Consider the following 21,274-nt stretch of genomic DNA (forward strand, 5'->3'; position numbering starts at 1 on the left):
GCTAGTCCTGAAACCCATCGCGCTGAAAGCGCTGGATGGAGCGGCGTTCGCGCTTGTCTGGGCGATTCTTGGGCGGCTGCATGGCTTGTTTGTTGGCGCGTCGCTGTTCGGCGTTGCGTGTTCGGCGTGCCTCACTGGCAGCGGTCTCGGCATAGAGGGCCTGCGCCTCCGGTGCGCCTCGGCGCTGCTCCGACAGCGCAACCACTTCGACGTCCAGCATATCGAATCCTTGCGGCACCGAAATGACGGCACCAATCTCGACCTGCTTACTGGTCTTGGTTCGTGCACCGTTGTAGTGAACCTTGCCGCCTTCGATCGCCTTCTTGGCAAGCCCACGTGTCTTGAAAAAACGGGCGGCCCAAAGCCATTTGTCCAGTCGTATCGCCTGTTCGCTCATACTGCCTCCCTGGTTGCCATGCCTGACATATGAGGGCGCGCGGACTGGATCACAAGGCATCCACCATCAGCGCCTGGAAGCGATCAAGTGCAACGAATTCCTGAAGCTCCTTCACTGGTGAACGGCTGTTGGGTTGCAAAATGCCCAAAAGGTATTGAACGCCGTGCTCACGGGCGGCCTCGAGAACATGGACGTTATCGTCGATCAGAAGCGTTCGCGCCGGATCAAGACCGAGCCTGTCTTCCAGCAGCATCCAGAATTCGGCCGACTCCTTGGCATGCCCAAGGTCCGCCGAGGAAACAATGTCATCGAGGTAGACATCGAGGCCGGTCAAAGGAAGCTTTAGCTCAAGACTTCGGCGATCGGCATTAGTGGCCAATATGACCTTCGGATGACGCACCTTGAGCCATTCCAGAAAGTCCCGTGCATCGCTTCGAAATCCGATGAGATGGGCGACTTCCTGCTTGAGCGCCACAATGTCCACATCAAGCTCTCGCGACCAATAGTCCAGGCTGTAACCGTTCAGGGTGCCGTGCTCTGCGCGAATACGTGTCACCAGCGTCTCAAACGAGGCTTCGTCCAGCTTTTTAAGCTCCCGATAGCGCCGAGGCAGGTGCTCCAGCCAGAAATGGCTGTCGAAGTGAAGGTCCAGAAGCGTGCCGTCCATATCGAGCAGCACGGTATCGATGGCGTTCCAGTCAAGCATGGGGGGTGTCCTTATAAGCGAAATACCATTGAGCCTCCTTTTTAACCCTGACATTAAAGCGCTTCAAACCGATCACCCCCCATTTTTTCGATAAGCCTGGCCGGGGCGCCTCCTGAGCAACCATCTTATGAAACACCTATTTTCTGAAGCACCATTGTCTCAAGCCATGCAAGCGCTGCGAAAGCCAAAGCGATTGGCTACCATGAAGCACACTTGGTTTATAGGAAAGACATGCGATGCCGGATGAAAAGAAACCCCGAATCGAGGCCCTTGAGACCGTTGCGGAAAGCGCACTGTTTCGCATCGAGGCGATGGATCTCACTTTCAGCAATGGCAACACGCGTCGATTCGAGCGCCTTCGCGGCCGCGGCAAGGGCGCCGGCGCGGTGATGATCGTTGCCCTTTCAGATCCCGAGCATGTTTTACTCGTTCGCGAGTACGCCGCCGGCATCGATGAGTATGCGCTTGGCCTGCCCAAGGGCGTAATCGATCAGGGGGAGGATGTTCTGACAGCGGCCAACCGGGAGCTCAAGGAAGAATGCGGTTTTGGTGCTCATGTTCTGGAGCAGCTGACCGAACTCTCTCTGGCCCCCAATTACATGTCCCACCGCATCCAGGTCGTTCTTGCTCAGGAGCTCTATGAAGAACGCCTTGATGGCGATGAGCCAGAGCCCCTGGAGACAGTGCGGGTACGCCTCGATGAGCTGGGTGAACTTTTAACCCGCGCGGATGTACACGAAGGCCGCTCGATCGCGGCGCTGTTCATGGCACGAGAATACCTTCGCGCACGTGAAGAAAATGATGCGTCCTGGTGGTAACTGCGTTGTCTCCTACGGTGTCCCAGAATAAAAAAAAGCCCGCGTTGAGCGGGCTTTTTCGTACAGCGTTGGAACGGCACGCTGGAATGCTTACTGGGCGGTGTCGTTGCCCATGCCTTCCTGAGTCTGCATTTCTGCAGAGTGACCCTGGCGGCCTGTTTGGGTTTCAGGTTGCTGCTGGACATCACCATTATCGAGCGCGGTACCTTCGTCCTGCATGGCAGCAGAGTGACCTTGGCGACCGGTCATATCATTATTGGTGCCTTCCTCGATGCTGCTGTGTGCAGCATCGCCACTCATGTGCGAGCCCTGCTCTGAATGAGAGATATGATCTGAATCAGTGGCTTTACTGCCCATGTACTCCTGACCATCGCCGGTCGGAGACACATCATTCTGACCGGTCTGTGCAGCGAACGCCTGCATGGTCGGCAGAGTCAGAGCAGCGCAAAATGCAGTAGCAATCAGCTTTTTCATGGTTCCTTCCTTGAGCTTTGATCGAAAATCGGCGTTTCAGTTAACAAATGGTGATTTTCCCTGTTTCTTCAAGTCTGGCCATCCTTACGCCATGGCTTGAAACATCCGATGTGGGAGTCTCACTGACGTCCTGTCCGCGGATCACCAAAACATGATCTCATGTTAGACAAGACATCAACTTCTGTCAAAGTCTTGTACAAACAATGATGCGTGTACTTGGTTTCTTTTTATAGACGGTTTTGAGACCCACCGCCTCCTTTTTACCCGGCCATTGCGCGCTCTTAAGTTAGACCGTGTACTTTCTCTCCCGAATATCCAGCGATCCCCGCATTTCTCATGCCCCAAAAAAAGCCCGCTCTAGGCGGGCTTTTTCAGAACGTGATGGTTGAGCGCGTGGGCTTAACGATCCTCGAGCTTATCGAGATCGCGCACGGCGCCCCGGTCAGCAGACGTTGCAAGCATGGCGTAGGCCTTGAGCGCAGCCGAAACTCGACGCACACGCTGAATGCTCGGTTTCCACGCCTGGGCGCCGCGGTCTTCCATCGCCTGACGACGATGGGCCAACTCTTCCATGGGAAGGTCAACGTTGATAGTTCGATTGGGAATATCGATCTTGATGATGTCCCCGCTTTCAACCAGACCAATCGCACCGCCGGCAGCGGCCTCGGGCGATACGTGGCCGATGGAAAGCCCGGAGGTACCGCCGGAGAAGCGACCGTCGGTCATCAACGCACACGCCTTGCCAAGCCCCTTGGACTTCAAATACGACGTCGGATACAGCATTTCCTGCATGCCGGGGCCGCCTTTCGGGCCTTCATAGCGAATGACGATGACTTCGCCTTCCTTCACCTTGCCCTCGAGAATGTGCTCGACGGCTTGATCCTGCGACTCCACCACGTGCGCCGAGCCCTCGAACACCAAAATGGAATCGTCGACACCGGCGGTTTTCACCACGCAGCCACTTTCAGCGATGTTGCCGTAGAGCACGGCCAGACCACCCTCTTTCGAGAACGCATGCTCAAGACTTCGAATGCAGCCATTGGCGCGGTCGCCGTCAAGCGAGGGCCAGCGTGAAGACTGGGAAAACGCCTCCTGAGTGCGAATGCCGCCGGGGCCGGCCTTGAAGTATTCGATCACCTCAGGCGTGGGATTTCGCATGATGTCCCACTCCTCGAGTGCCTCGGCGAGGCTATCGCCGTACACCGTCGGCACGGACGTATCGAGCACGCCCGCCCGGTCGAGTTCACCAAGAATCCCCATGATGCCGCCCGCACGGTGGCAGTCTTCCATATGGTATTTCTGGGTATTGGGGGCCAGCTTGCAAAGCTGCGGCACTTCCCTAGACAGCGTATCGATGTCGCTCATCGTGAAATCGACCTCGGCTTCCTGCGCTGCTGCCAGCAGGTGCAGGATGGTGTTGGTCGAGCCGCCCATGGCGATGTCAAGCGTCATGGCGTTTCTGAACGCGGCCTTTGAGCCGATGGCGCGCGGCAGCAGATGGGCCTCATCGTTTTCGTAATAGCGCTTGGCAAGCTCAACGATACGATGGCCGGCCGTTTCAAAGAGGCGCCGGCGGTCACTGTGGGTCGCAAGCGTAGTGCCGTTGCCCGGCAGCGCGAGGCCGAGGGCTTCGGTCAGACAGTTCATGGAGTTGGCCGTGAACATGCCCGAACAGCTGCCGCAGGTCGGGCAGGCGCTGCGCTCGACCTCGTTGAGCGTTTCATCATCGACGCTGTCGTCGGCGGCCATGACCATGGCGTCGACCAGGTCGAGCCCGTGATTCAAAAGCTTGGTCTTGCCTGCTTCCATCGGGCCGCCGGAAACGAAGATGACCGGTACGTTGAGGCGCATGGCCGCCATCAACATTCCGGGCGTGATCTTGTCGCAGTTGGAAATGCAGACCAGCGCATCGGCGCAATGGGCGTTGACCATGTACTCGACGCTGTCGGCGATGATGTCGCGGCTTGGCAGCGAATACAGCATGCCGTCGTGGCCCATGGCGATGCCGTCATCGACTGCGATGGTATTGAATTCCTTGGCCACACCGCCGGCCTTTTCGATCTCGCGCGCGACCAGCTGGCCCATGTCCTTCAGGTGGACGTGTCCGGGCACGAACTGGGTGAAGGAGTTCGCGACCGCGATGATCGGCTTCTGAAAATCGTCGTCGTTCATGCCGGTCGCGCGCCATAGCGCACGGGCACCGGCCATGTTGCGCCCCTGGGTCGTCGTTCTAGAGCGGTATTCAGGCATGATGTCCTCATCGTTATCGTCGTGGGGTTGGCCGGATAGGATCAATGTGTCCGTGCATGCCCCGGCGTTCATCAGCCTGGAGCGGCCTCTCTTGACTGGAGGTTCTAGCCACGCTCGATCTTCTGGCACAACGCCCTGGCACCTGGGTGCCGTGTGTCTCAGCGGTCGGACATTTTGTCACGCTTGACCCAACCGTTACCAGTGGCCTGTCGCCACTGGCCTCTCAAGGTACGCAGCCTCCGAGCATCCCCGTTATGCTAAAGGCGTATTCATCACGGATCAGGAGAGAACCATGGGGTCATCGGTTGTATTCATCACCGGCGCCACGTCCGGCTTCGGTCGCGCCTGTGCCTATCGCTTCGCCGACGCCGGCTGGTCGCTCATCATCAGCGGTCGCCGTAAATCGCGTCTGGACGAGCTCGAGCGCGAACTGGGCGCGCGCGTTCCGGTGCACAGCATCGAGCTGGACGTGCGCGAAAGCGACGCCATAACGGCCGCGGTCACGGCCCTTCCGGAAACGTTCAAGCGCGTAACCTGCCTGGTCAATAACGCGGGGCTCGCCCTCGGCGCCGGCCCCGCGCAGGAGTCAAAGCTCGATGACTGGCACACCATGATCGACACCAACGTCACCGGCCTGGTCAATGTTACCCACGCGCTACTGCCCACGCTGATCGAGAGTGGTGCCGGCGCAAGCATCGTCAATCTGGGTTCGGTTGCCGGGCAGTGGCCCTACCCCGGCAGCAATGTGTACGGTGCCTCGAAAGCGTTTGTGAAACAGTTCTCGCTGAACCTTCGCTGCGACCTGCTCGGCACCGGTGTCCGGGTAACCGACATCGCTCCCGGCATGGCCGAAAGCGAGTTCACGCTGGTGCGCATGGGCAACGACCAGAACGCCTATGACCGGCTCTACAACGACACCACTCCGCTGCAACCGGAAGACATCGCCGAGCAGGTGTTCTATGTGGCAACGCTCCCCGCCCACATCAACATCAATCGGCTCGAAGTGATGCCGGTGCGCCAGGCATGGCAGAACTTTGCGGTCGACCGCGACACCTGAGCACTGACCGCTGAACGACACACATGAATGAGAAAAGCCACCCGAAGGTGGCTTTTTCATGGCGGTATCGGCTGGGAGAATCAGCCGAACACGACCCTTGATACGTCACGGTAGGTCTTGGCGAAGTGAACCGTCATGCCGTCTTTAAGGAAATCGGGCAGTTCGTCGTAGTCGCGCTGATTGGCTTCCGGCAGCACCAGCTCGAAAATCGAGCTGCGCCGGGCCGCAATGACCTTTTCTCGAATACCGCCCACCGGCAGTACCTGCCCTGTCAGGGTGATCTCGCCGGTCATCGCCAGCGGCCGGTCGATTTCCTTGCCACGTGCCAGTGACAAAAGCGCCGTCGTCATGGTCACGCCCGCGGACGGGCCATCCTTCGGCGTTGCCCCTTCCGGCACGTGCATATGCACGAAGGCCTCATCGAAAAAGCCTTTCGGTGCGCCGTACTCTTCCAGATGCGCCACCGCGAAACTGTAGGAGATGTTGGCCGATTCCTGCATGACATCGCCAAGCTTGCCGGTCAGCTTCAGCCCGCGTGACAGCGAATGAACGCAGCTTGCCTCGATCGGAAGCGTCGCCCCGCCCATCGAGGTCCAGGCAAGGCCCGTGACCACGCCGACCCCACGCAATACCTTCTCCTTGCGAAACGTCGGTGCGCCGAGAAAGTCCTGAAGGTTGTTGATCGAGACCTTGACCGTTTCCTCGTCACCTTCAAGCAGCCTCACTGCGGCCTTTCGCACGATGCGATGAAGCTGCTTTTCGAGCTGGCGCACACCGGATTCTCGCGCGTAGCCTTCGATAACCTGCTTGAGTGCAGCATCGGTCAGATTGATGCGCTTTTTCGGAATGTTGTCGCGCTTTAAAAGCCGCGGCCACAGATAGTTGCGCGCAATAGAGAACTTTTCCTCACCGATGTAGCCCGACAGCCGAATCTGCTCCATGCGATCGATCAAGGGCCCAGGGATGCTGTCGAGCTGATTGGCGGTGCAGATGAACAGCACCTTGGACAGATCGAGGCGCACATCGAGGTAGTGGTCCAGAAACTCGGAATTTTGCTCCGGGTCCAGCACTTCCAGAAGCGCCGAGGCGGGGTCGCCCTGAAACGACTGACCGAGCTTGTCGATCTCATCGAGCATGATGACCGGGTTTTGAACCTCGATCTCCTTCAGAGACTGCACCAGCTTGCCCGGCATTGCGCCGATGTAGGTGCGCCGATGCCCCTTGATCTCGGCCTCATCGCGCATACCGCCGACCGAGAACCGATAGAACTTGCGGTTGAGCGCCTCGGCGACCGAGCGGCCGATGGAGGTCTTGCCCACACCCGGTGGGCCGACCAGCAACAGGATCGAGCCGCCGACGTCACCCTTGAACGTGCCCTCGGCCAGAAACTCGATGATGCGCTCTTTCACATCGTGAAGGCCGTCGTGGTCCCGGTTGAGCACCTCGCGGGCATGGGCCAGATCGAGCTGGTCCTCTGAAAACACGCCCCAGGGGATCGAGGTCAGCCAGTCGAGGTAGTTGCGGGTGGTGCCGTACTCCGGTGAGCCGGTCTCGAGCGTCGAGAGCTTATCAAGCTCTTCCTCGATGCGGGTGAGTACCTTGGGCGGCACCACCAAATCCTCAAGGCGGTAGCGGAAGGTATCGACGTCGTTATCCCGGTCATCCTTCGAGATGCCGAGTTCCTTCTGGATGACCTTCAGCTGCTCACGCAGAAAGAACTTGCGCTGATGCTCCTGCATCTGGGAGTTGACCTGCTCGGAGATCTCGCTTTGAAGCTGCGCGACGTCGATTTCCTTTCGAAGCAGCGGAAGCACCGCCTGCATCCGCTCAAGCACCGGCAACGTCTCGAGCACGTCCTGCAATTCCGGCCCCTTGGCAGAGGTGATGGCAGCGGCAAAATCGGTCAACGGCCCCGGCTCGTTCGGGCTAAAATGATTCAGATAGTGCTTGAGCTCTTCGCCATAAAGCGGGTTAAGTGGCAACAGCTCCTTGATGCCATTGATCACCGACATCGCATACGCCCGGGTCTCGTCGCTGTCCTTGTCGAGCGCTTCTTTCGGGTAGCTGACCTCAACCAGATACGGCGGCGTCTTGGAGAGCCAGCGCGCGATCTTGAACCGGCGAAGGCCCTGGGCAATAAACTGGATCTGCTCGTTGGCCTGCTTGGCCTGATGCACCTTCACTGCGGTACCAAACGCCGGAAAGTCCTCAAACGAGAGCTCATCGCTTTCAGCGTCGCCGACAAAGGCCACCCCCACCATGTGGTGCGAGGTCTTGGCCACTTCCTGAATGGTCTCGCTCCAGCGATTTTGATTGATCAAAAGCGGCTGGACCTGCGCCGGAAAGAACGGGCGATTGTGAATCGGCAGCAGGTACAGGCGATCGGGCAGGGAGTCACTCGAGGCCACCAGCCCTCGGCCGGTGGAGCTTGGCGCGTTGCCGTTTTCGTCGGTATCGTCGATCAGTACTTCCGGGTCTTCGTTGTGATCACTCATGCCTTCCCCTTTAAAACGGTCGAACCGGTCGGCTCTTTTCCTAGTACACCCAATATGGGCGCACCGGCGCTTTATCAAGCAGCCTAAACGATCAGGGCGCGCATCGAAGCCGATGCGCGCCCTGTCGTGAGCCCAACGAAGGAGTCTAGTCGCCGAGGCGAGTAAATTCCCGATCGTTGACGTAAAGCGTCCGATCAGAAAGCGTAAAGACGAGCTTGGACTGGTCCGGCGCCCCGACGATCAACGATACGATCGGCGGCGCATTCTCAAGGGTAAGCTTACCCTTGAGCCGCTTAAGCAATGCACGTTGACCGACGTCGGTCGCCAATGCATCGGCCGGCAGGCTCTGAACGTCGCTGCCGTCAAAATCGACCGTGCCTTCAGCGGTGATCGGCTTATTGAACAGCGGCCCCTCGAAGCGAAGCGTCGAGAGCGTCCAGGTCGGCGAGCTCGACAACGCCTTGAGCACCGACGGCGTCAGATCACGCAGCGCGCGAGCATCGACATCACCCTGCGCCCACTCGGGATGCTGGTCCAAAAGCGCCTTGGCGCCGTACCAGCCATCCGCGTTCACGTCACTTAAAGAGCTGTTCATAGTGAGATTGCCAAGACTCTGCCCGGCGGTCGACATGTCAGTAAGCTCGGCCTGTACGGTCTGGTCGAGCATCTTGTCATGATGCGTGAGCCGACTGGATAGCTGCGTGGTCTTGACGGTCACCGGCATCAGCTGTTCGGCGCTCAACCGGGCGTCGTTGATGGTCATGTTAACCCGACGCTCCATGACTGCCGGACGACCTTCCTGCGTCGCATCGAAATGGGTGTTGCCAAGCGTCAACTCACCCGAGAAATCCCGATAGCCAAGGGCACCAAACGAGCCATCGACGTGCCACTGTTTCTGCTCGAGATTGGCCTCGATCGACAGGCCATCGAGACTCATGTGCTGCGCGCCGGTGTCGGCCTTGAGATCGGGCACATCGAGCGTCAGCGTCGCGCCCTGATCCAGATGCGAGAAGGTGGAATGGAACCGGGCCTTGTCGCCGCCGGCCAGAAGCGTCGAGAACACGTAGGGCGTATCACTCTCGGTCTTTGCATCGAGTGTTCCCTCGACTTCGGTCGAGAGCAGACCATGATGCGCGGTGTAGGGTGCAGTCACGGTCAAGGGCGGCTGATCGGATTCGCCTGTGGTGCGCGCGCTCAACGTGCCCGTCGAGGAGAAGAAGCCACGCTCGACGTCGGTTGCCTCGAGATCAAGTTGCGGCATCTCGGCGTTGATCCGCTGGATCTGGGCATTCAACTGCTCATCGAACATGTAGCTGCTGTAGGCGGTACCGCCAAGCCAGACACCGAGCCCAACCACGACAAGGCCACCAAGACTTGCGCCAAGTTTCTTGTTCATACCTGCTCCAGATCAAATAGGGCGGGACATGGCCGCGTCACATCATTGCAGCCAGAACCAGAGGTGCATGGTGCTCCAGGCGTATACGCCTGCCAGCACGTCATCGAACATGATGCCGAAGCCGCCGGCAACGCGGCGGTCCACGGTACGAATCGGCCAGGGTTTGATGATGTCGAATACTCGAAACACCACAAAGCCCCAGAGCGCCGATTGCCAGGAAAACGGAACCGCGGCCATGGTCAGCCAGTAACCGACGAACTCATCCCAGACAATGCCCGAGTGGTCGTGCACGCCCAGGTCGCGCGAGGTCTTGCCGCACAGATAGATCCCCACCAGCATCGTGACCACCAAAATGCCGAGATAGTACGGCAGCGTCAGTGAACTCATCAGCCAGTAGAACGGGATGGCGGCCAGGGTACCGAACGTGCCTGGGGCGAACGGCACCGTGCCGCTGCCAAGGCCGAAGGCCAGAAAATGTACCGGATTGCGCCAGACACTCTTTGGAGCCGGAGTCATGATGTTTCTCCGAAGTGGCGCCACCCACCGGGGTTATCCGGCCCGCCGTCGATCGCGTTTGTATGCGCCGACAGTTTGCCGATGTAAATGAGCTCGTGCCCGAGTGCGGCAGCCGCTTGATGCGCCTCGCCGAGTCGAGCCGGCGCGACCGAGACCAGCAGTTCGTAATCATCGCCCCCATGCCAGAAGGCCTGCGACCGCTCATTCGCATCCAGTGACGCAAGCGATGGCGCATAGGCCGAGTCGGGTACGCTGAGCTCGGCGCCAAGCCCACTTGCGCGGCAAAGATGGGAAAGATCGGCCCAGAGCCCGTCGGAAAGATCGATGGCAGCATTGGCGCAGGTGCGCAGACGCTCGCCGAGCCTTGTCCGTGGCACGGGGTAAAGGTAGGCGGCAAGGGCCGATGTCTTACAGTCGCGCTCACCGCGCTGCCAGGCCTTGAGTCCAGCGTTGGCGCCGCCGAGCGGGCCGGTCAACAGAAGATGATCACCATCCGCGCCCCCGTGGCGCATCAACGCCTGGCCGATGGGCACTTCGCCCATGACGGTGATGGCAATGGACAGCGGCCCGCGGGTGATGTCGCCGCCGACAAGCGCGATGCCATGGCGATGCGCCAGCGCATGCAGCCCCTCGGCGAACGCATCGACCCACGCAGTGTCGGCCTCGGGCAGAGTCAACGCGAGCGTGAACCACCGAGGCGTCGCGCCCATCGCGGCAAGGTCGCTCAGATTGACCGCAAGCGCCCGATGACCAATGGCGTGCGCCGGGGCATCTGCCGGAAAATGCACGTCAACGTTTGAGGTATCGGTACTGACCACCAGCCGGTGGCCCGGCGTAGGCACAAGCAGCGCACCATCGTCGCCCGGCCCCAGCTCGACACCGGCATCCGCGCAAGCGAAACGATCATAGCCATCGCGCTCGCCCGAGAGGCTCTTGAGCACGTGTCGCTGAATCAGTTCGAACTCACCCGGTGACGTCATTATCGACTCGCACTCAGCGCCGTCGCGCCTGGACTTCTGCACTTCGCAGCGTCAGGGCCAGACGATCGAGAATGGAGTTGACGAATTTGTGGCCGTCGGTGGCGCCGAAGGACTTGGCCAGTTCTACCCCTTCGTTGATCACGACGCGATACGGCACCTCGAAGCGCTTGGCAAGCTCATACGTTTCAAGTCGCAGGATCGCAAGCTCGACCTGATCAAGCTCTTCAAGCTTGCGATCAAGGAGCGGCGCCAGAAGCTGGTCGACTTCATCACTGAAGCGCGCGGCCCCATGAAGAAGCTCGTGAAAAAGCGCCAGATCGGCAATCTTCATCACCTCAGCCCAGTTTTCGTGCGGAGCCATGTCTTCATCAGGCTCTTGGCTTCGAAACTCTGTCTCAAGCTGACGGATCGGCTTGTCAGTCAACTGCCACTGATACAGACACTGAACGGTCAGCTCGCGTGCTGCGCGGCGCGCCAGCTGGGATTTCGATGGCGCCTTGCCCGAACGTGCCTGACTCACTGATCACCCCCAACCTGAATACCACCGCTGAGCTGGCGCAGAAGCGACACCATTTCCATCGCGGCCATCGCCGCCTCGGTGCCCTTGTTACCGGCCTTGGTGCCGGCACGCTCGATGGCCTGCTCGATGCTGTTGACCGTCAGAACGCCATTGGCAACGGGTGTATCGAACTCAAGCTGCAAGCGGCCAATGCCACTGTTGCACTCACCGGCCACATATTCGAAATGCGGTGTCCCGCCGCGGATTACCGCGCCGAGCGCGATCACGGCGTCCGGCTCCAGAAAGGTCAGCGCCCGCTTGACCGCGAGCGGAAGCTCCCAGGCACCCGGCACATGAATCAGGTCGATGTTTTCTTCGCTGACGCCGTGGCGTACCAGAGCGTCAACCGCCCCTTCCACCAGGCTATCGACCACGTGATGATTGAAGCGACCCACCACGATGGCATAGCGCCCATCCACGTCGGTAAAGCGGCCTTCTACTTGTGCAATCGGTTGCATTACTCAGTTTCCTTGCCGGCGTCTAAAGGCGCCGGTCGATCTTTGTCGGGATAAAGGGGGGCTATTCTAACGGCTGTTTGGCGTCGAGGGTATCGCCTGCGACCTGTTCGACCACTTCAAGCCCGAAACCGGACAGTGCCGAGAAGCGCCAGGGTGAACTCAAAAGGCGCATTCGGCCCACACCGAGCGTCGTCAGAATCTGTGCGCCGGTGCCCACTGTCAGATACCCGCCGCTGCCATCGGAGACGCTGTCTCGAGGCACTCGCCTGCGCTCGAAGAAGATATCGAGTCGGTCGGCCAGATCCCCACCCACTTCACGTGTATCGAGCAGCACGAGCACGCCGCACTCAGTGTGGGCGATTTCCTGAAGCGCTTCGCTTGCGCTCCAGCCCGTGCGTTTTCCCTCGCGCTTGAGCATCAGAAGATCGCGCATCGCGTCAGCCACGTGGACGCGCACCGTGGTCAGCCGGTCGGGCGTGGGCGTGCCCTTGACCAGCGCCAGATGATGAGTCTTCAGGGTTTCATCAAAGAAGCGGTGCAGCATGAACTCGCCTGCCGTCGTCTCGACCGGCTCTTCGTCGACGGGCTCGACCGTTTTCTCGTTGAGCATGCGGTAGTGGATCAGATCGGCGATGGTGCCGATGCGAATGCCGTGGCGTTCGGCGAACGCCTCGAGCTCCGGCCGGCGCGCCATGCTGCCATCGTCATTCATGATCTCACAGATCACACCCACCGGTGAAAACCCCGCCATGGCCGCGAGGTCGCACGCGGCCTCGGTATGGCCTGCCCGGCGCAGAACGCCTCCGTTTTCGGCCATCAGCGGAAAAATGTGGCCGGGCTGAACGATGTCGTCCTCGGTCGCACCGCGGGCGGCAGCGGCTCGGACCGTTCTTGCTCGATCCGCCGCCGAAATGCCGGTGGTGACGCCGGTGGCGGCCTCGATCGACACCGTGAATTTGGTGCCAAAGCCCGAGCCGTTACGCTTGACCATCAAATCCAGCCCGAGCTGGGTGCAGCGCGCGGGCGTCATCGGCATGCAGATCAAGCCACAGGCATGGCGGGCCATGAAGTTGATGTGGCTGGCCTCGACGCATTCCGCCGCCATGATGAGATCACCTTCGTTCTCTCGATCCTCATCGTCCATGAGAATCACCATCTTGCCTTGCCGAATGTCATCGACAAGTTCTTGAATCGGCGAAAGGGCCATGCGCTCTCCTAAAAAATCAAACTCATCATGACGACGAGCCACAGACTACTCGTAACGAAACGGTTCTGCCAAGGCGCGCTTATTCAAGCCGCGTATTGGCTACCGCTTCCGGCCGCGCAAGAATTCGCCAATCGCTTCCGAAGGCGCGGACGTCTTCGATCAACAGTCGACGCTGATCGCTCATCTTGGCCAGCGGTCCAAGCTCGAACAGCGGCCGGGCCTGCCCGCCCATGAGCGTTGGCGCCATGAACAGGTGAAGTTCGTCCACCAGCCCAAGTGTCAGCGCCTCACCGGCAAGGGTGGCCCCGGTTTCAAGAAGAATGTCATTGCACGCCTCCTGGTCACCCAGATAACGCCACAGCGCCACGAGATCGACTCGGCCCTCGGCATTGGCCGGCAGCACCAGACAACTGGCCCCCGCCTGCTCGAGCGCTGAGCGCTTGTCGGCATCGGTCGACGTGGTCGCAACAAGGGTCGCGCCCGGCTCGCTCAGGCACTGAGCGTCAACCGGCATGCGAAGTGTGCTGTCGACCACGACCCGCAAGGGCTGACGGTAGCTTCGTCCGGGCTCGCATGGCACGGCAGCGACGCCGTCCGGCTCGGCGCGAACGGTCAGACGGCTGTCGTCATCGAGGATGGAACCGATGCCGGTTACCACAGCGCTTGAGCTTGCGCGAAGCCGTTGAACCTCGCATCGCGCCGCGGCGCCAGTGATCCACTGGGATTCGCCGCTTGCCATGGCGGTTCGGCCATCGAGACTCATCGCCATCTTGAGCCGGGTATACGGCAAGCGCCCGGTCATGCGGGCAATGAAACCTCGATTGAGCGCACGCGCCTCCTCCTCGAGCACACCCTCGACCACCTCGATGCCGGCATCACGACACATCTGGAAGCCGCGCCCGGCCACCTGAGGGTTCGGGTCCGTCATCGCAACGACCAGCCGCGCGATGCCGGCGTCGATCAACGCCTTGGAACACGGCGGGGTTCGACCGTAATGAGAGCATGGCTCGAGAGTAACGTAGGCCGTCGCCCCGCGAACCCGATCGCCGGCTGCCATGATGGCGTGAATCTCGGCATGGGGTTCACCCGCCCACATGTGGGCGCCCTCCCCCACGATCTCGCCTTCCCGGACCAGCACACATCCCACCCGAGGATTGGGGTCGGTGGTGTAGCGGCCGCGCTCGGCAAGCCGAATCGCGTGGGCCATGTAGAAAGCATCGGTTCGAGACTGAGCGGACATTACTGCAGTTCCTGAAAAACATGTGACGCGACCGTACGAGCGCGGCTAGCGCCGCGCTGCGACAACGTGTCGCTAGGAAAGATCGCCGGTAAGGCGTTCAATTTCAGCGCGAAATTCGTCGAGGTCCTGAAACCGACGGTAGACCGACGCAAAGCGAATGTAGGCCACCTGATCGAGCTTTCGAAGCTGCTCCATGACGGCCTCGCCCACGATGCGGGCGGCAACTTCCCGCTCGCCGCGTGCACGCAGGGTCTGGCGCACGCGAACGATGGCCGCCTCGATCGCCTCGGCGCTGACGGGCCGCTTTTCGAGCGCACGCATCATGCCGGCGCGCAGCTTGTGCTCATCGAAGCTTTCGCGCGAGCCGTCGCCCTTGATCACGCGGGGCATGATCAGCTCGGCGGTCTCATAGGTCGTGAAGCGCTCGCCGCAGGCAAGGCACTGGCGACGTCGTCGAACCTGATCACCCTCGGCCACCAGCCGCGAGTCGGACACCTTGGTTTCGTGGGTACCGCAAAAAGGGCAGTGCATCGGCAGACTTCCGATGAATAACGATGAACAACGGCGTCAGGCGTTCAAATCGATCGACGTCTGAGCCACGTGATGAATCGCATTGTACCCCGCCTGACGGGATGGGGAAAATTACACGACCGGCGCGGCCTCTCCAAAGTGGGGTCGCTCAACATTCTTGACCACCTAGGAGCGTACCCATGGATATTCTGTCCTGGTTCTTTACCGGCCTTTTAACCGGCTTTCTGTTCAACGTCGTCGTTCCCCGCCGAGGGGCGCTCGGCTTTCTCGGCAGCATGGGCGCCGGCGCCCTCGGTGGCGTCGGTCTCGCCTTCATCGCCTCCATTGCCGGCCTACTCCCTGAGGGCGCGTTCAGTGAGCTCGGCGTGGCGCTTGCGTTCGCGGGCGCGCTCGGTTTCAACATGGTGTGCGCAAGTTACCGCCTCGTCAGCGGACGCTGAGTGAGCGGCCGTTGAACGCCCATGCGTCTGCCGTTGAGCACAATGAATTGCCATTGCCTTAAAGCCCGCCTAGGGTAAGAGCGCATCCACAACTCGGTTCACGCTCACTCAAGGAGGACTCATGGGCATCATTGCATGGATAGTGTTCGGTCTTATCGCAGGCGCCATCGCCAAACTGCTCATGCCGGGCAAGGATCCGGGCGGGTGCATCGTCACCATCGTGATCGGCATCGTCGGGGCGGTGGTCGGTGGCTGGATCGGCTCGGCGCTTGGCTTCGGCGATGTGACCGGATTCAATGTTGGAAGCTTCGCCATTGCCGTGCTCGGCGCCGTGATCCTGCTGGTGCTTTACCGGCTGATCAAGCGCTAACGCACCTGATGCGCTTGCAGTGCACTAAAAAAACGGCCCCGTTCAAGGGGCCGTTTTTGATGGCGGCGGCGCGATTGCGCCGCTCATTCTTGGTTGTGCGTCTTGACCAGACTCGCCATGGTCGTGGTGGCCAGCACACAGACGATAACGGCAAGTGAGGTCCAGGTCGAAATGTGCGGCGCCCAGGCGATCGACTCGCCCCCATTGAGAAACGGCAGCGTGTTCTCGGTCATCGCGTGGAAGATCAGCTTGAGACCAATGAACGCAAGAATAACCGAGAGCCCAACCCCCAGATAAACCAGACGGTTCAACAACCCTCCCAACAGGAAGTAGAGCTGCAAGAGCCCCAACAGCGCAAAGGCGTTGGTGGTGAACACGATGTAAGGCTCATTGGTCAGGCCGTAGATGGCAGGAATGGAGTCGAGCGCGAACAGCACATCGGTCAGGCCAAGCGCCAGCACCACTAGAAACAAGGGGGTGACGACACGCTTGCCATCGATCTTGGCGAAAAGCTTGTTGCCGTGAAACGTCTCGGTTGCCGACAGGTGCTTCTGCGCGAACTTGACCACCGCGTTCGGCTCGTATTCGTCGTCTTCCTTGCCGTGAGACAGCGACTCGAGCGCAAGCTTGACCGCGGTGTACAGAAGAAACAGACCAAAGATATAAAACACCCAGCTGAACTGGTTGATGGCCGCCGCCCCCACGGCAATGAAAATACCGCGGAGAATCAGGGCGATCACGATGCCGATCAAAAGCGCCTTCTGCTGAAACTCCCTGGGTACGCCGAATTTCGCCATGATGATCGCGAACACGAACAGGTTGTCCACCGACAGGCTCTTTTCGGTGATGAACCCGGCCAGAAACTCACCGCCGTGCCCATGCCCCCAGACCGTCCAGACCCCGGCGCAAAAGACCAGCGCCAGCGCGACGTAGAAAATCGACCACAGCGCAGCCTCTTTCATCGAGGGCGCGTGCGCTTTTCGAGTATGTGCAAAAAAATCGAATACAAAGAGTGCGGCGAAGCCCGCGATCGTGACTTCCCAGACCCAGACGGGGACATCCATTTTCAAACCTCCGGTAAAGCAGTAAGTACCATGAACCCCATGGCTGGCTACCGGAGGTCTCTTCCGCAGCGAAATGCTGCCGAAGGCACCGGGGTGATGAACCCGTGATGACGACACCTTCGTAGACGGGAATACTCCCCTCCTGACGCGGCTCAAGTCTCGTCGAGACCGCCCTCACATGCAAGCGTCGCCCCCTTTAAATCCGCTTAACCGCGAACAGGCCCGGCAGTCGCCGTCCCCGTGACCAGACGCTACAGTTACCAATGACTAATGCACGGGCTTACCATAACAATAAGGCACCAGGAGTCAGTCATGACCTTGAAGGACACCTCCGTTACCCCATTGAATGAACACCAGTTCACCGAGCGCGCCAGTGCGCTCTTGCGTTTTGTCTATGGCGAGGCACGCGCCGTCGGCGTACTCAGGCGGCTGATGCAGCTGATCGAGCGCTACGCAGACGCGTTCGACACCACCCCCAGACCGCTCTGGAGCGAACGAAGTCAGGTATTGATCACCTACGGCAACACCGTGAGCGCCGCCGACCCGGATGTGTTTCCGCTTAATGAACTGAACCGCTTTCTCGGTGAACGGCTCAATGACACCTTCAGCGCCGTGCACATCCTGCCCTTTTTCTCCTGGAGTTCCGACGACGGCTTTTCCATCACCCACTACCTCGAGGTCAGCCCGGATCTGGGCGACTGGGCCGACGTTCGACGAATCGCCGAAGGCCACAACCTGATGCTGGATTTGGTGATCAACCACGTCTCGCGTGAATCGCTCTGGTTTGCCGACTACATTGCCGGCACCCAGCCCGGGCGCGACTACTTCATCGAACTGCCGGCCAACACCGACGTTTCCAGAGTCACACGCCCGCGCAATACGCCACTTCTGGTGCCGGTCTCGACCCGGCGTGGCACGCGCCACGTATGGGCGACGTTCTCCGACGATCAGATCGATCTCAACTTCGAAAACCCAGACGTCCTGATCGAAATGCTTGGCGTACTGCTCAACTACCTGAGCCAGGGCGCCCGCATCGTGCGACTCGACGCCATCGCCTTTTTATGGAAAGAGCTCGGTACGGCCTGCATTCACCTGCCCCAGACCCACGCCATCGTCAAACTGATTCGGGCCGTATTCGACTACCTCGTGCCGGGCGTGCTGTTGATCACCGAAACCAACGTGCCGCACCATGAAAACCTGAGTTATTTCGGCGACGGCGATGAAGCCCATCTGGTGTATCAGTTCACCCTGCCGCCGCTTCTGGTGCACACACTCAGTACCGGCGACGCCGCCCCGTTGACCGAGTGGGCGGCAACGCTTCCCCCCCTGCCTGCGGGATGCACCTACTTCAATTTTACTGCAAGCCACGATGGCATCGGCGTGCGCGCGCTTGAAGGTCTGCTGCCCGAGCACGACATCAGCCAATTGCTTGAGCTCATGAAGCGCTTTGGCGGCCACGTCAGCATGAAAACCGGCCCGGACGGTGAGGACTCGCCTTATGAAATCAACATCACCTACTTCGATGCCATGAAAGGCACCCGCAAGGGCGAAGACCCGTGGCAGATCGGTCGGTTTCTGTGCAGCCAGACCATCATGATGGGGCTTCAGGGCATTCCGGGCGTCTATCTTCACAGCCTCACCGCCACCGGCAACGACACCAACGGCGTTCAACGCACCGGGCACCTGCGCGCCATCAACCGCAAACGCTGGCAGCGCGACACGCTCGAGCATCTGCTTGATTCGCCCACCACCCCGACGCGAATCGTGTTCGAGCGCTTGACCGAGCGCTTGAAACTCCGGCGGGCGGAGCCGTGCTTCCACCCGGACGTACCTCAGAAAATTCTGGAACTCTCCCCGCAGGTGTTCGCCTTTCTGCGCGGCCCGCTTGAAAATGGCCGACGCTTGCTGGCCCTTCACAACGTCTCCGACCAGCCCCAGGCCATCACCTTGCCAGACGGCCTAAAAGGGCGCGGCTGGACCGATCTGATCGATAATCTGGCCTCGCCCGATGACGAGAAACTGCTGCTCAAGCCCTATCGCAGCGCCTGGCTTGTCAGCCAGAGCTGACTCTATCGAGTCAGCTCACCATTAAAAAAGGGCCGTTCGGCCCTTTTTTAATGCATGGTTCGTGTCGGCATAGCGCCTTTGACCGCTCACACGTCGCCGCTGTTGTCCTGCTCGACGGCGTCATGCAGACGCTCAAGCAGCGCCGGAAACGCCGACTGCACCCGGCTCCAGCTCGCGATGAACGGCTTGTCACGCGGGTTTTTGAGAAACGCGTCACCGGCGTCCATGATCGCCTGGGCGAACAGCTCGACGGCCTGCTCCTCACTGTGACGGTCGACCTTGAGACCGTTCATCATCGCGTCGTTGTAGTAGCTTTCGATCAGGTCGAGCGCGGTGCGGTAGTAGGTCGCTTTCAGGGTGCGGAAATCCTCTTCGTGAATGATCACGCCAAGCGTTGCCAGCTTGCGATAGAGCGCCTTGGCGATGTCCAGACTCATGCGGTTGAGCCCGGCGCTTGCGTCCTCGGGTGACAGCGGCTGATGCTTGTGATCGTAGGTATCGGCGATATCGACCTGACACAGCCGTTTGGTCGAGTAGTTGCGGTGAACCTCCGACAGCACCCCGATTTCAAGTCCCCAGTCGCTTGGAATTCGAATGTCGTTGAGCACCGAGGCCCGCATCGAAAACTCGCCCGACAGCGGATAGCGGTAGCTGTCGAGGTAGTTCAGGTAATCAAGCGGCCCATACATCTTTTTGAGCGCTCGAAGCATCGGTGTGACCATCAGGCGCCCGACCCGGCCATTGAGCTTGCCGCCAGCAACCCGGGCGTAATAGCCCTTGCAGAACTCGTAGTTGAACCGCGGGTTGGCGATCGGATACATCATCCGTGCCAGAAGCGTGCGGTCGTAGGTGACGATATCGCAGTCGTGCAGCCCGATCGCCTCCGAGCGGCCAGAGGCCAGGGCGTAGCCCGAGCAGAACCAGACGTTACGCCCCTTGCCCGGGGCCTGCGGCGCCAGCTCTTCCTTGGCCAGATCCTGGTCGATTGCGCTCAGGCGCGGCCCATCGTTCCAGAGGATGCGGTGGTGCTGGGGAAGCCGCGAGAAAAAATCCCGCGCATGCAGAAACTGGTCACGGTCGGCGCGGTCGAGGCCGATGATGATCTCATCGATATAATCGATCTCTTTCAACTGATCGACGATGCGCGTAAGCGCCGGGCCTTCAAGCTCCGAGTACAGCGACGGCAGGATCAGCCCCATCGGGCGACGCTTCGAAAACTGCTTGAGCTCGCTTTCAAGCGCCTCGACCGGGCGATTGCCCAGATTGTGGAAATTGGTGATGATGCCGTTTTGGTAGAAGTCGCTCATCGATCCGCCTCCTTGTCATGTCCCAGCCAATGATCAAGCCCTTCGGCCCAGCCGGCAGGCCCCGAATGCTGCGTCATGTAGGCGCCCTCAACCTCAAGCACGCGGCCATGATCGTTTCGAATCGCCACGGCGCGGTCACAGGCCTTAAGCATTGATACATCGTTTTCACCATCGCCAAGGGCGATCGAGCGCACGCTCTGCTCAAAGATCGCTTCGTGACGCTCGCACAACCAACGCACGGCCGCCCCCTTGTTGACCTCCTCGCCCAACACATGATGAAAGCGCCCGCCCCGCGTCAATGAAAGGCCGGTGCCGGCGAGCAGCTGTTGAAAGTGGGTCAGTTGATCGGGCGTATCTTCCCAGACGATCGGCTCGGAGCCCTGGCGGTCGCGCGCACGCTCGGCCGCCTGCTCATCGAGCCCTGTCCGCTCGACTACCTCCTGAAGCGTCATGTCCCCGAAGCCCCGAAAGCTCAAGCGCTCCTGAGACCGTACGGCCTCGAGCACGTCTCGTATCCGGGTGTAGTCCGCGCCCAGATGAACCACGGCCCAGCCGCTGTCATCGACCGCTTCATTCAGGCACCACTCCGGCGGCAGGATGACAGCACTGCCGTTTTCGACGATATACGGTGCGTAGAGGTCAAGCTCCTGGCGAAGCGTTGCGACCTCGGCGCGGGTCTTGCTGGTATTGATGATGACGGGGATGGCCTTGTCGCGCAGGCGATCAAGCCAGGGCGCGGCGGACTGCCAATCGTAGTTGTCGTGATCGAGCAGCGAGCCGTCCAGATCGGTAAAAACAAGTAACGTGTCGTGCGATAAAACCATAAATGCGCGCCCTGGGTTGTGGTGTTGTCGAGGCGTCTGGCGTACTTAAGCATAGACTTCTTAAAGCATGGAGCTTAATCAAGCATAGACTCACGACATCACTTTAGGCACGCACCGG

The 21,274-nt window shown here is 60.1% G+C and carries 21 protein-coding genes; 5 read left to right on the forward strand and 16 right to left on the reverse strand.

The annotated features are described in order from the left end of the window. Position 1: 1 nt before the first annotated feature. Positions 2–397 (reverse strand): RNA-binding S4 domain-containing protein, encoded by a 396-nt coding sequence (locus NAT49_RS10560; protein WP_251593961.1) that lies wholly within the window; start codon positions 395–397, stop codon positions 2–4. Positions 398–446: 49 nt separating this feature from the next. After that, positions 447–1,103 (reverse strand): HAD-IA family hydrolase, encoded by a 657-nt coding sequence (locus NAT49_RS10565; protein WP_251593962.1) that lies wholly within the window; start codon positions 1,101–1,103, stop codon positions 447–449. Positions 1,104–1,339: 236 nt separating this feature from the next. Here NAT49_RS10565 and nudE point away from each other — a divergent pair, with 236 nt between their 5' ends. Further along, complete coding sequence (gene nudE, locus NAT49_RS10570; protein ID WP_251593963.1) at positions 1,340–1,921, forward strand: ADP compounds hydrolase NudE; 582 nt, start codon at positions 1,340–1,342, stop codon at positions 1,919–1,921. 90 nt (positions 1,922–2,011) lie between these two features. Here the strand turns inward: nudE and NAT49_RS10575 are convergent, their stop codons facing one another. Together NAT49_RS10575 and ilvD are read right to left on the reverse strand one after the other, a co-directional pair. Continuing rightward, positions 2,012–2,395: a hypothetical protein gene (locus NAT49_RS10575; RefSeq protein WP_251593964.1), complete on the reverse strand. Its 384-nt coding sequence runs from the start codon at positions 2,393–2,395 to the stop codon at positions 2,012–2,014. 399 nt (positions 2,396–2,794) lie between these two features. Next, positions 2,795–4,645 carry a dihydroxy-acid dehydratase gene (ilvD, locus tag NAT49_RS10580; RefSeq protein ID WP_251593965.1) on the reverse strand — a complete coding sequence of 617 codons (1,851 nt, stop codon included), beginning with the start codon at positions 4,643–4,645 and terminating at the stop codon, positions 2,795–2,797. Positions 4,646–4,937: 292 nt separating this feature from the next. Between ilvD and NAT49_RS10585 the strand changes: the two genes are divergently transcribed. Continuing rightward, the gene (locus NAT49_RS10585) at positions 4,938–5,702 is read left to right on the forward strand and encodes an SDR family NAD(P)-dependent oxidoreductase (protein WP_251593966.1); all 765 of its coding nucleotides are present in this window, start codon (positions 4,938–4,940) and stop codon (positions 5,700–5,702) included. An 80-nt stretch (positions 5,703–5,782) separates the two neighbouring features. Here the strand turns inward: NAT49_RS10585 and lon are convergent, their stop codons facing one another. From lon to nrdR, 9 genes are all read right to left on the reverse strand, one after another. Beyond that, positions 5,783–8,197 carry an endopeptidase La gene (gene lon, locus NAT49_RS10590; RefSeq protein ID WP_251593967.1) on the reverse strand — a complete coding sequence of 805 codons (2,415 nt, stop codon included), beginning with the start codon at positions 8,195–8,197 and terminating at the stop codon, positions 5,783–5,785. A gap of 145 nt (positions 8,198–8,342) precedes the next feature. Next, entirely contained in the window at positions 8,343–9,593 is a 1,251-nt protein-coding gene (locus tag NAT49_RS10595; RefSeq protein WP_251593968.1) for a DUF945 family protein, read from the reverse strand. Between the two features lie 42 nt (positions 9,594–9,635). Further along, positions 9,636–10,109 (reverse strand): phosphatidylglycerophosphatase A family protein, encoded by a 474-nt coding sequence (locus NAT49_RS10600; RefSeq protein ID WP_251593969.1) that lies wholly within the window; start codon positions 10,107–10,109, stop codon positions 9,636–9,638. Continuing rightward, on the reverse strand, positions 10,106–11,089 hold the full coding sequence (thiL, locus tag NAT49_RS10605) for a thiamine-phosphate kinase (protein ID WP_251593972.1): 984 nt from the start codon (positions 11,087–11,089) through the stop codon (positions 10,106–10,108). The genes NAT49_RS10600 and thiL overlap by 4 nt, the downstream gene beginning before the upstream one ends. 13 nt (positions 11,090–11,102) lie before the next feature. Next, positions 11,103–11,609 (reverse strand): transcription antitermination factor NusB, encoded by a 507-nt coding sequence (gene nusB, locus NAT49_RS10610; RefSeq protein WP_251593974.1) that lies wholly within the window; start codon positions 11,607–11,609, stop codon positions 11,103–11,105. Further along, positions 11,606–12,106 carry a 6,7-dimethyl-8-ribityllumazine synthase gene (gene ribH / locus NAT49_RS10615; protein ID WP_251593976.1) on the reverse strand — a complete coding sequence of 167 codons (501 nt, stop codon included), beginning with the start codon at positions 12,104–12,106 and terminating at the stop codon, positions 11,606–11,608. Before ribH ends, nusB begins: the two co-directional genes overlap by 4 nt. A 61-nt stretch (positions 12,107–12,167) precedes the next feature. Further along, entirely contained in the window at positions 12,168–13,313 is a 1,146-nt protein-coding gene (gene ribBA, locus NAT49_RS10620) for a bifunctional 3,4-dihydroxy-2-butanone-4-phosphate synthase/GTP cyclohydrolase II (protein WP_251593978.1), read from the reverse strand. 79 nt (positions 13,314–13,392) lie between these two features. Next, positions 13,393–14,553: a bifunctional diaminohydroxyphosphoribosylaminopyrimidine deaminase/5-amino-6-(5-phosphoribosylamino)uracil reductase RibD gene (ribD, locus tag NAT49_RS10625; RefSeq protein ID WP_251593980.1), complete on the reverse strand. Its 1,161-nt coding sequence runs from the start codon at positions 14,551–14,553 to the stop codon at positions 13,393–13,395. Positions 14,554–14,625: 72 nt separating this feature from the next. Then, positions 14,626–15,084: a transcriptional regulator NrdR gene (nrdR, locus tag NAT49_RS10630; RefSeq protein WP_251593987.1), complete on the reverse strand. Its 459-nt coding sequence runs from the start codon at positions 15,082–15,084 to the stop codon at positions 14,626–14,628. A gap of 179 nt (positions 15,085–15,263) precedes the next feature. Between nrdR and NAT49_RS10635 the strand changes: the two genes are divergently transcribed. Both NAT49_RS10635 and NAT49_RS10640 read left to right on the forward strand, forming a co-directional pair. Beyond that, positions 15,264–15,524: a hypothetical protein gene (locus NAT49_RS10635; protein ID WP_251593989.1), complete on the forward strand. Its 261-nt coding sequence runs from the start codon at positions 15,264–15,266 to the stop codon at positions 15,522–15,524. Positions 15,525–15,645: 121 nt separating this feature from the next. After that, complete coding sequence (locus NAT49_RS10640; RefSeq protein WP_251593991.1) at positions 15,646–15,894, forward strand: GlsB/YeaQ/YmgE family stress response membrane protein; 249 nt, start codon at positions 15,646–15,648, stop codon at positions 15,892–15,894. Positions 15,895–15,977: 83 nt separating this feature from the next. Here the strand turns inward: NAT49_RS10640 and NAT49_RS10645 are convergent, their stop codons facing one another. Next, entirely contained in the window at positions 15,978–16,958 is a 981-nt protein-coding gene (locus NAT49_RS10645; RefSeq protein WP_251593993.1) for a TerC/Alx family metal homeostasis membrane protein, read from the reverse strand. Positions 16,959–17,270: 312 nt separating this feature from the next. Between NAT49_RS10645 and NAT49_RS10650 the strand changes: the two genes are divergently transcribed. Further along, the gene (locus NAT49_RS10650) at positions 17,271–19,025 is read left to right on the forward strand and encodes a sugar phosphorylase (RefSeq protein ID WP_251593994.1); all 1,755 of its coding nucleotides are present in this window, start codon (positions 17,271–17,273) and stop codon (positions 19,023–19,025) included. An 86-nt stretch (positions 19,026–19,111) separates the two neighbouring features. On the opposite strand, the gene NAT49_RS10655 is transcribed toward NAT49_RS10650, so the two are convergent. Together NAT49_RS10655 and NAT49_RS10660 are read right to left on the reverse strand one after the other, a co-directional pair. Continuing rightward, complete coding sequence (locus NAT49_RS10655) at positions 19,112–20,332, reverse strand: glycosyltransferase family protein (protein ID WP_251593996.1); 1,221 nt, start codon at positions 20,330–20,332, stop codon at positions 19,112–19,114. Then, positions 20,329–21,156, reverse strand: a complete 828-nt coding sequence (locus NAT49_RS10660; protein ID WP_251593998.1) for an HAD-IIB family hydrolase — start codon at positions 21,154–21,156, stop codon at positions 20,329–20,331. Before NAT49_RS10660 ends, NAT49_RS10655 begins: the two co-directional genes overlap by 4 nt. Positions 21,157–21,274: the final 118 nt, after the last annotated feature.

The organism is Larsenimonas suaedae (assembly GCF_023712105.1).
Lineage (GTDB): Bacteria > Pseudomonadota > Gammaproteobacteria > Pseudomonadales > Halomonadaceae > Larsenimonas > Larsenimonas suaedae.

What these genes read in the sequence shown, in the direction of transcription:
- NAT49_RS10560 (WP_251593961.1), bottom strand. Translation starts at nt 397, where the DNA reads ATGAGCGAACAGGCGATACGACTGGACAAATGGCTTTGGGCCGCCCGT.
- NAT49_RS10565 (WP_251593962.1), bottom strand. Translation starts at nt 1,103, where the DNA reads ATGCTTGACTGGAACGCCATCGATACCGTGCTGCTCGATATGGACGGC.
- nudE (WP_251593963.1), top strand. Translation starts at nt 1,340, where the DNA reads ATGCCGGATGAAAAGAAACCCCGAATCGAGGCCCTTGAGACCGTTGCG.
- NAT49_RS10575 (WP_251593964.1), bottom strand. Translation starts at nt 2,395, where the DNA reads ATGAAAAAGCTGATTGCTACTGCATTTTGCGCTGCTCTGACTCTGCCG.
- ilvD (WP_251593965.1), bottom strand. Translation starts at nt 4,645, where the DNA reads ATGCCTGAATACCGCTCTAGAACGACGACCCAGGGGCGCAACATGGCC.
- NAT49_RS10585 (WP_251593966.1), top strand. Translation starts at nt 4,938, where the DNA reads ATGGGGTCATCGGTTGTATTCATCACCGGCGCCACGTCCGGCTTCGGT.
- lon (WP_251593967.1), bottom strand. Translation starts at nt 8,197, where the DNA reads ATGAGTGATCACAACGAAGACCCGGAAGTACTGATCGACGATACCGAC.
- NAT49_RS10595 (WP_251593968.1), bottom strand. Translation starts at nt 9,593, where the DNA reads ATGAACAAGAAACTTGGCGCAAGTCTTGGTGGCCTTGTCGTGGTTGGG.
- NAT49_RS10600 (WP_251593969.1), bottom strand. Translation starts at nt 10,109, where the DNA reads ATGACTCCGGCTCCAAAGAGTGTCTGGCGCAATCCGGTACATTTTCTG.
- thiL (WP_251593972.1), bottom strand. Translation starts at nt 11,089, where the DNA reads ATGACGTCACCGGGTGAGTTCGAACTGATTCAGCGACACGTGCTCAAG.
- ribH (WP_251593976.1), bottom strand. Translation starts at nt 12,106, where the DNA reads ATGCAACCGATTGCACAAGTAGAAGGCCGCTTTACCGACGTGGATGGG.
- ribBA (WP_251593978.1), bottom strand. Translation starts at nt 13,313, where the DNA reads ATGGCCCTTTCGCCGATTCAAGAACTTGTCGATGACATTCGGCAAGGC.
- ribD (WP_251593980.1), bottom strand. Translation starts at nt 14,553, where the DNA reads ATGTCCGCTCAGTCTCGAACCGATGCTTTCTACATGGCCCACGCGATT.
- nrdR (WP_251593987.1), bottom strand. Translation starts at nt 15,084, where the DNA reads ATGCACTGCCCTTTTTGCGGTACCCACGAAACCAAGGTGTCCGACTCG.
- NAT49_RS10635 (WP_251593989.1), top strand. Translation starts at nt 15,264, where the DNA reads ATGGATATTCTGTCCTGGTTCTTTACCGGCCTTTTAACCGGCTTTCTG.
- NAT49_RS10640 (WP_251593991.1), top strand. Translation starts at nt 15,646, where the DNA reads ATGGGCATCATTGCATGGATAGTGTTCGGTCTTATCGCAGGCGCCATC.
- NAT49_RS10645 (WP_251593993.1), bottom strand. Translation starts at nt 16,958, where the DNA reads ATGGATGTCCCCGTCTGGGTCTGGGAAGTCACGATCGCGGGCTTCGCC.
- NAT49_RS10650 (WP_251593994.1), top strand. Translation starts at nt 17,271, where the DNA reads ATGACCTTGAAGGACACCTCCGTTACCCCATTGAATGAACACCAGTTC.
- NAT49_RS10655 (WP_251593996.1), bottom strand. Translation starts at nt 20,332, where the DNA reads ATGAGCGACTTCTACCAAAACGGCATCATCACCAATTTCCACAATCTG.
- NAT49_RS10660 (WP_251593998.1), bottom strand. Translation starts at nt 21,156, where the DNA reads ATGGTTTTATCGCACGACACGTTACTTGTTTTTACCGATCTGGACGGC.